Genomic DNA, 7,250 nt, shown 5'->3' on the forward strand with positions numbered 1-7,250 from the left:
CTAGAGCTTTTTATTATTTATTTTTACTCAATTTCAGCCAATTTCGGTATCCATAAATTCCATTAATTAAGTAGGCTGAGAACATGATAATCATCGTTACTGAGCCATCAGGAGTTCCAAGAAGTAGTGTCCACATCATAATAGAGAACACATTGATAATCATCCATAAAATCCATTGTTCTGTGAAGCGTCCAATTTGTAATAAGAAAGCAACAATCGATAGAATTGTTGTTGTTGAGTCAATTAGTTGTAGATTTCCACCAAGAGCGATAAGTACTCTCCAATAAGCTACAATAGCAATCACTAGACCGATAACGAGTAGAAAAATTTGTTTAGCAGTTAAGCGACGAGCAATAACGGTCCCCTCATCATTTTTTTGTTTACGCCACATATAAAATCCAACAAGATTCATTGGAAGATAGTAAAATCCATTTAACATGACTTCTCCAAAAAGTCGATTTTGATAAGCAATAATCGCATAAAGGCCAACATTTATTGTAGCGAAAGCATAGGTTGAAATTTTTCCCTTTGCACAAAGAACAACTGAAATAATTCCTGTTACACCACTAATTAATGCCATTGGAGTATCACCCCAAACAATACTTAAAATAAGCATCGTTAACGTTGAAATAATTAACCATGAAATTTCAAAAATGCTCCAATCACTAAAATAATTTTTTGTTTTCATCACTAATGCTGACATAAAAAATCCCCCTTATTGAAATATTCTTCTTCAAATTTACTGCTTTGTAAGCTCACGACTTTGGCTGCAACTTTGTTGGCAATCTCACAGCATTGTTTTGTCTCATAACCGAGTGATCTTAGTGCAATGATTGCTCCAAGATGGCTATCACCCGCTCCGATTGTGTTAACAACTGTGGTTTTAGGTGCTTCTATAATCATTTGATTTTCCCCATCAAAATGTAGAACACCGTGTTCCCCGAGTGTGATAAATAATTCGTTATGAGTTAAAGCGTATAGTTTTCTCACAGCAAGATTTAAATCTTGCTCTTTTGTGAAGCTTAAAGCTTCAGACTGATTAATATGTAAAATAGGATGTAGCTTAAATAAACGTTCCATTGTTTCTTGTTCGATAAATGTAATACGTGGACCTGGAGCGAAGTATAGATTTTTTATTTCTTGCGTACTTAGCCATTGACTGATAATAGCCCCACTTAACCCTTCCATCTCGTATCCAGAAATGTAGATATTATCATACTGTTCCCCACTAAAAGCATCTAACCAACGTCTTTGATAGTTAGCTTCAACACCAGGAACTGTTATAAAGGTCCGTTCTCCGTGATGTTCAACTAAACAAAGGCAATATCCGTTATCCACAGTTTGCTCCTCGATGTGAACGGGATAGCCATGTTTGATTAATTCTTCCTTAATCATTGAGGCGTAAGACCCAGAACCAACGGGAACAGCCAAATCGTGTTCTACATCAAAGTGATTTAAAATCGTTGCCACATTATACGCGCATCCACCAATTGTGACGCTCTGTTTTTGGCAGAAAATATCGTCACCCGTTTTAGGTAAGACGTCGATATTTAAAATAACATCTACAATCGCATTCCCAAGCAGTAAAGTTTTCACATTACGCCCCCCCTTTGTTTTGCTAATGCATCTACATATTCCATTAAATTGACATCATTTGCTTCATTAATAAGTTCAACCCATGATGAATCAAGTGCTGTGTATCCTTGGTAAGCACCACAAATCGCACAAGCCATCGCTCCGATTGTATCAGTGTCTCCCCCGAGATTTGCACAAAGTAAACTACAATGTTTTACATCTTTCGCATAATAAGCAATTGCAAGAGCAGCAGGAACTGATTCACTAATTGTTACACCACATCCGATGATTTGATAGATAGCCTCTAAGAACGATTCATCTTGGTCTTTATAACGTTTAGCAAATTCAATGCCAAGCTTCGTTCTTGCAACAAGAGATGGATTAATAGTATCAGCCCCAAGAGCAAGTGCCTCTTGTTCAATACTATAAACAGATTGTAAAATTTCATCAAAGTCTTTGTAGATCATGGCACAACTTACAGCGTGAGCAATCATACAGGCACCAGCTATCGTGATGTCACTACTGTGCGTAACCTTTGTAATATGCGCTACATATTGAATGAGCTCTGATTTTTCATCAGGTAAGAATAAACAGCCAACAGGAGGAATCCTCATTGCAGAACCGTTTGTCCCAGATTGATTCGTAATCGATTCTATATTTTTTCCTTCTTTAAAACTAAGTAAGGCGGCTTTAGATGTGGGCCCTAAAATGTTTTTTTCAAAAGCTTGTTCTTTTTTTGCCCAAGCAAGAAGTCTAGTTGCGATATCAGTTGGCAAAACGTTGAAATGATTGGCTATTAAAGAGTCTAGGATGATTAAAGCTTGTGCAGTATCATCTGTAAATTGTCCTCTTTTATACTGATAAGCCACTTCATTTTCCGAAGGTCCATCTAAGAAATCTGTAATGCCCCTAAAAAACTGTTGGACTTTTTTTCGACTCCAAAGTTCAGAGGGCATTCCCATAGCATCACCGATTGCCATTCCATAAAGAGTTCCAGCAATTTTATTTTTCATACAGCCGCCTCCTAATAAACTTTACAGGTGACAAGACACCTGCCAAGGTAATATTCTAGTTTATTTGGATAAAATAGTCAATGTTTTATGAATGATAATCTTTCATATCAATAAAAAGATGTGAATAACCCTATTAGTGGGTTATCCACATCTTTAAAATGCTTAATTACTATTTGAGAAGATGTAGTATTTTGCTTTTTACCTTCATTACACTCGCTATCTAGGCCATGACGTCGGTTAATACTTATTGCACGTTATCTTAAAATCCGATATGATTCAACAAGAGGGGGAGATAATGATGAAAAAAGAGCAAGCATTATTAGTTATTTTAACACTGACCTGTTTTATAATAGGGTGTTCAACAACTGAAACAGAGGATGAGGTTACAATCAATGGAACACCCATTGAAGAGAAAACAACGATCGGAAAAATAACCATTCCACTAGGCCAGACATTTAAGTTAATCCATGACGAAAAAGAGGTGTTAGAAATTGCTGTGACCGATGTGACGTTAACGGATGCACGTAATGAGTTCAATGAGGCGGTGGATAATGTCGCAATTGTAACTATTGAGGCAATTAATATATCAGATGAAGTCGTGTTGTTAAATGAGTCCTATTTTCATTTTTATGATGAAACAGGGAAGAGGTTAGACTTATATCCCATGTCGGGTTATGATTTAGATCTCGAATTCTCAAGTTATGCAGCCATAGCACCTGGTCGTAGACGGACGATTAAAATAAATGTTGGAATTACAACAGGGGATATTTTGAAAATTGATGTGGCTCATAATACAGAGGATGAGCCTTTTGCGACAATTGATACCGAAACAGTTGTTGAGACCATTTTTGAATCATCGCTTGTGACGGCTTCATACTTAGATGAGCTTGAACTAGGGACACCATTTACTGTGTTAGCGCAATTTAGTGAGGAACCATTTGAAATTAACATTAAATCAATCGCGCTAACAGATGAGCGTAATGAGTATATGGAAAGTGAAATGCCTGATCGAGCGGTAGAGACAGTTGCAATTATTACGATTGAAGGTAAAAATATTGGAACAAAAAGAGAAGCTTTATGTGACTCAAACTTTTTAATTTATGATGAAACAGGTAACGGTGTAACTTTATATCCACTCATCACCACAAATAAATCAGTTGAGTGGGTTGAACCTGGTCAGACCGCATTAATTGATATTGTAATTGGTATTAAAACAGGATCAAATTTTGACATAGAAGTTAGAGATAAGGTTACAAATACTAAAACATTTGCAATTTATAAATATAGAAACTAAAGAGCTAAACAGGGACATTCGTTAAGAATGTCGCTTTTTTTAATTGAAATCAATTTTTTAATAGTTATTACTAAGCTTTATTATCCTTTAAAAGGAAAATATCCTAGTATGACTTTAACAATTTTATTAATAGAATTTATTAGTGCTATCTCACAGTTCAAGAAATTAGAAATGAGAACTTACTTCATAATTATTTCTAAGTTTACGGAACATAGTTTGATATATCAGCAAAGTGTCATTTGTCCGATATGAATACATGATGAGGTATCTGAGCTATTGCATGCTTAATCGTCTCGAACCTTAGTTTATATGGGGGTTCCACGTTTTGAATGTCCTATGAAATTTTTAACGTCAAACCTTAACATAGATTTGTCAAAAAAAACAAATGGTAAAATCATGCAAAACATAAGGAGATATAGTATAATAGGAGAAATACTAATTTGTTAGGTGACGATTTTAGGGGAAATAAATAATTTAAAATTAAGTTATTTTTTAAAGTCGGTAAACTAGCAAATATTCATAGTAAATTTTTCTTAATAAGGAGAGACATAAGATGAAATTTAATGATTTTAAGTATGAAAGACCAAATTATGAACAATTCAAAAATGAATTTGGTGCTTTAGTTTATAAGTTTGAGGCTGCAACGAATGCAGAGGAACAATTAGAAATTGTGAACAAAATTAATGCCATGCGTTCTCATATAGAAACAATGGCAACCTTATCTTCGATTCGCCATAGTATTGATACACGAGATGAGTTTTATGACTCTGAACAAACGTATTGGGATGAACAGGGTCCTCTTTATGAAGAAGCAACGTCTGCTTTTTATCATGCAATCGTTAAATCACCATTTCGTGCTGAACTTGAAGAGAAGTTAAGCAAACAATTCTTTACGATTGCAGAGTTTAATTTACGTTCATTCTCGCCTGAGATTATTGCGGATTTACAGGAAGAAAATAAATTATCTAGTCTTTATACAAAGTTATTAGCATCAGCTAAAATTCCATTTGATGGTGAAGAGCGTACGTTACCAGGAATGGGTAAATATTTATTAAGTGAAGATCGTCAGGTCCGTGAAGAGGCTTCAGTTGCTAAATACCATTTCTTTGAAGAGAATGAAGCTGAAATCGATCGTATTTATGATGAGTTAGTAAAAGTTCGTACACGTATTGCTAAAAAATTAGGATTTAATAATTTCGTTGAACTTGGATATACTCGTATGATGCGCAGTGATTATAATCCAGAGATGGTTAAAAACTTCCGTAAGCAAGTTTTAGATTATATTGTGCCAGTAGCAAGTTCTTTATATAAAAGACAGGAAGAGCGTTTAGGTTATGGGGAACTTCGTTATTTTGATGAAAAGTTCGAATTTAAAACAGGTAATGCGACACCTAAAGGAAGTCCAGAGTGGATTTTAGAAAATGGTGTGAAAATGTATCATGAACTTTCTCCACAAACAAAAGAATTCTTTGATTTCATGGTAGAAAGTGAGTTATTAGATCTAGTGAATAAACCGGGGAAAGCGGGTGGAGGATATTGTACTTATATTCCTGAATACAAAGCGCCATTTATCTTCTCTAACTTTAATGGAACAGCAGGGGATATTGATGTCTTAACGCATGAAGCGGGACATGCTTTCCAAGTTTATTCTTCACGCTGGATTGAAACACCTGAGTTAAACTGCCCAACGTATGAAAGTTGTGAGATTCATTCAATGAGTATGGAGTTCTTTACATGGCCTTGGATGGAATTATTCTTTAAAGAGGATACGGACAAATATAAATTTACTCACTTAGGATCAGCGATTAAATTTATTCCTTATGGAATTGTTGTGGATGCATTCCAACATTTCGTTTATGAAAATCCAGAAGCAACACCGGCAGAACGTAAAGCGGCTTGGCGTAATCTTGAAAAACAATACTTGCCACACAAAAACTATGAAGGATGTGACTTCCTAGAACGTGGTGGTTGGTGGTTCCAACAAGCACACATTTTCAATAGTCCATTTTATTATATCGACTACACATTAGCTCAAATCTGTGCCCTACAATTTTGGAAACGTATGCACGATAATCGTGAAGATGCATGGAATGACTACGTTCGTTTATGCGAGGTAGGTGGGACAAAATCGTTCCTCGGACTTGTATCATATGCAAATTTAAAATCACCATTTGAAGATGGATGCGTAAGCTCTATTATTTCAGACATTAAAGCGTGGCTAGATTCAGTTGAAGATCAAAAATTATAAAAAAAGAGTATTGCTTAAATAAAGAAAACGCGAAGGATTACCTTCGCGTTTTCTTTATTTCCTTACAGAGATGTAAGGTTAGAAGTGTATTTGTAAGTTGATTATTATGGTATTTTATCTATTATTTTATTAAAATAAGTCGTGTGAAATAAACTTAATTTCCTTAGAAAGTATTTTCTAAATGTTTAATTCATAGTATCATTAGGTAGGTTATATTTTACATTGAAATTTTAATAATTGAAAAGTTGAAACAGGAGGGTTAGTTGTGGGTTTTATTGAATACTTAAAAGTAATTTTCCTTGGATTTGTTGAGGGGATTACGGAATGGTTACCTGTTAGTAGTACAGGTCATATGATTTTAGTTGATGAATTTATTAAGTTAAATATGTCGGCGTCATTTATGGAGATGTTCTTTGTTGTTATTCAACTTGGAGCAATTTTGGCGGTTATCTTTATGTTTTGGAATAAGATCTTCCCATTTGAGTTTAAGGGTGGCTTTAAAATCAAACAAGATACGATGAATCTTTGGTTTAAGATTATTGTGGCATGTTTACCAGCAGCAGTTATTGGTTTAGCATTTGATGATTGGTTAGATGAACATTTTTATAATTATCAAACTGTTGCCTTAATGTTAATTATTTACGGGGTTTTATTTATTGTTATTGAGAATCGTAATAAAGGTCGTAAGCCAGTGGTAACGAATTTATCACAAATTACATACAAATTTGCTTTAATGGTTGGAGTTTTCCAATTACTTGCTTTAATTCCAGGAACATCTCGTTCAGGAGCAACGATTTTAGGAGCTATTTTAATTGGTGCTTCTCGTTATGTTGCATCAGAGTTTACGTTCTTCTTAGCTATTCCAGTTATGTTTGGAGCAAGTTTATTAAAACTTGTTAAATTCGGATTTGCTTTTACTAGTGCTGAATTAATTACGTTAGCTCTTGGATCATTTGTAGCATTTGTTGTTTCAATTTTTGCAATCAAGTTCTTAATGGGATATATTAAGAAACATGACTTCAAAGTATTTGGATGGTACCGCATTATCCTGGGTATTGTCGTTTTAGCCTATTTCTTCTTCTTTGGAGCATAAAAAAAATCGCTAAGACTTATGTCTTAG

Annotated in this window: 6 protein-coding genes; 3 read left to right on the forward strand and 3 right to left on the reverse strand. The window is 34.6% G+C overall.

Annotated elements, in window-relative coordinates; genetic code table 11:
- Positions 1–13: 13 nt before the first annotated feature.
- From pnuC to HMPREF9402_RS11545, 3 genes are read right to left on the reverse strand one after another with little or no spacing between them, the layout of a single operon-like run.
- Positions 14–703 carry a nicotinamide riboside transporter PnuC gene (pnuC, locus tag HMPREF9402_RS11535; protein WP_009607432.1) on the reverse strand — a complete coding sequence of 230 codons (690 nt, stop codon included), beginning with the start codon at positions 701–703 and terminating at the stop codon, positions 14–16.
- Positions 691–1,596: a PfkB family carbohydrate kinase gene (locus tag HMPREF9402_RS11540; protein WP_006785970.1), complete on the reverse strand. Its 906-nt coding sequence runs from the start codon at positions 1,594–1,596 to the stop codon at positions 691–693. The genes pnuC and HMPREF9402_RS11540 overlap by 13 nt, the downstream gene beginning before the upstream one ends.
- On the reverse strand, positions 1,593–2,588 hold the full coding sequence (locus HMPREF9402_RS11545) for an ADP-ribosylglycohydrolase family protein (RefSeq protein WP_009607431.1): 996 nt from the start codon (positions 2,586–2,588) through the stop codon (positions 1,593–1,595). The genes HMPREF9402_RS11540 and HMPREF9402_RS11545 overlap by 4 nt, the downstream gene beginning before the upstream one ends.
- Positions 2,589–2,886: 298 nt before the next feature.
- Between HMPREF9402_RS11545 and HMPREF9402_RS11550 the strand changes: the two genes are divergently transcribed.
- The 3 genes from HMPREF9402_RS11550 to HMPREF9402_RS11560 all read left to right on the forward strand — a co-directional run bounded on the left by HMPREF9402_RS11550 (position 2,887) and on the right by HMPREF9402_RS11560 (position 7,223).
- Positions 2,887–3,882 carry a hypothetical protein gene (locus HMPREF9402_RS11550; protein ID WP_229098556.1) on the forward strand — a complete coding sequence of 332 codons (996 nt, stop codon included), beginning with the start codon at positions 2,887–2,889 and terminating at the stop codon, positions 3,880–3,882.
- Positions 3,883–4,435: 553 nt separating this feature from the next.
- Complete coding sequence (locus HMPREF9402_RS11555) at positions 4,436–6,130, forward strand: M3 family oligoendopeptidase (RefSeq protein ID WP_009607433.1); 1,695 nt, start codon at positions 4,436–4,438, stop codon at positions 6,128–6,130.
- Between the two features lie 265 nt (positions 6,131–6,395).
- On the forward strand, positions 6,396–7,223 hold the full coding sequence (locus tag HMPREF9402_RS11560) for an undecaprenyl-diphosphate phosphatase (RefSeq protein WP_009607430.1): 828 nt from the start codon (positions 6,396–6,398) through the stop codon (positions 7,221–7,223).
- Positions 7,224–7,250 lie beyond the last annotated feature (27 nt).

Source organism: Turicibacter sp. HGF1, assembly GCF_000191865.1.
GTDB classification, from domain to species: Bacteria; Bacillota_I; Bacilli_A; order MOL361; family Turicibacteraceae; genus Turicibacter; species Turicibacter sanguinis.

What these genes read in the sequence shown, in the direction of transcription:
- pnuC (WP_009607432.1), bottom strand. Translation starts at nt 703, where the DNA reads ATGTCAGCATTAGTGATGAAAACAAAAAATTATTTTAGTGATTGGAGC.
- HMPREF9402_RS11545 (WP_009607431.1), bottom strand. Translation starts at nt 2,588, where the DNA reads ATGAAAAATAAAATTGCTGGAACTCTTTATGGAATGGCAATCGGTGAT.
- HMPREF9402_RS11550 (WP_229098556.1), top strand. Translation starts at nt 2,887, where the DNA reads ATGAAAAAAGAGCAAGCATTATTAGTTATTTTAACACTGACCTGTTTT.
- HMPREF9402_RS11555 (WP_009607433.1), top strand. Translation starts at nt 4,436, where the DNA reads ATGAAATTTAATGATTTTAAGTATGAAAGACCAAATTATGAACAATTC.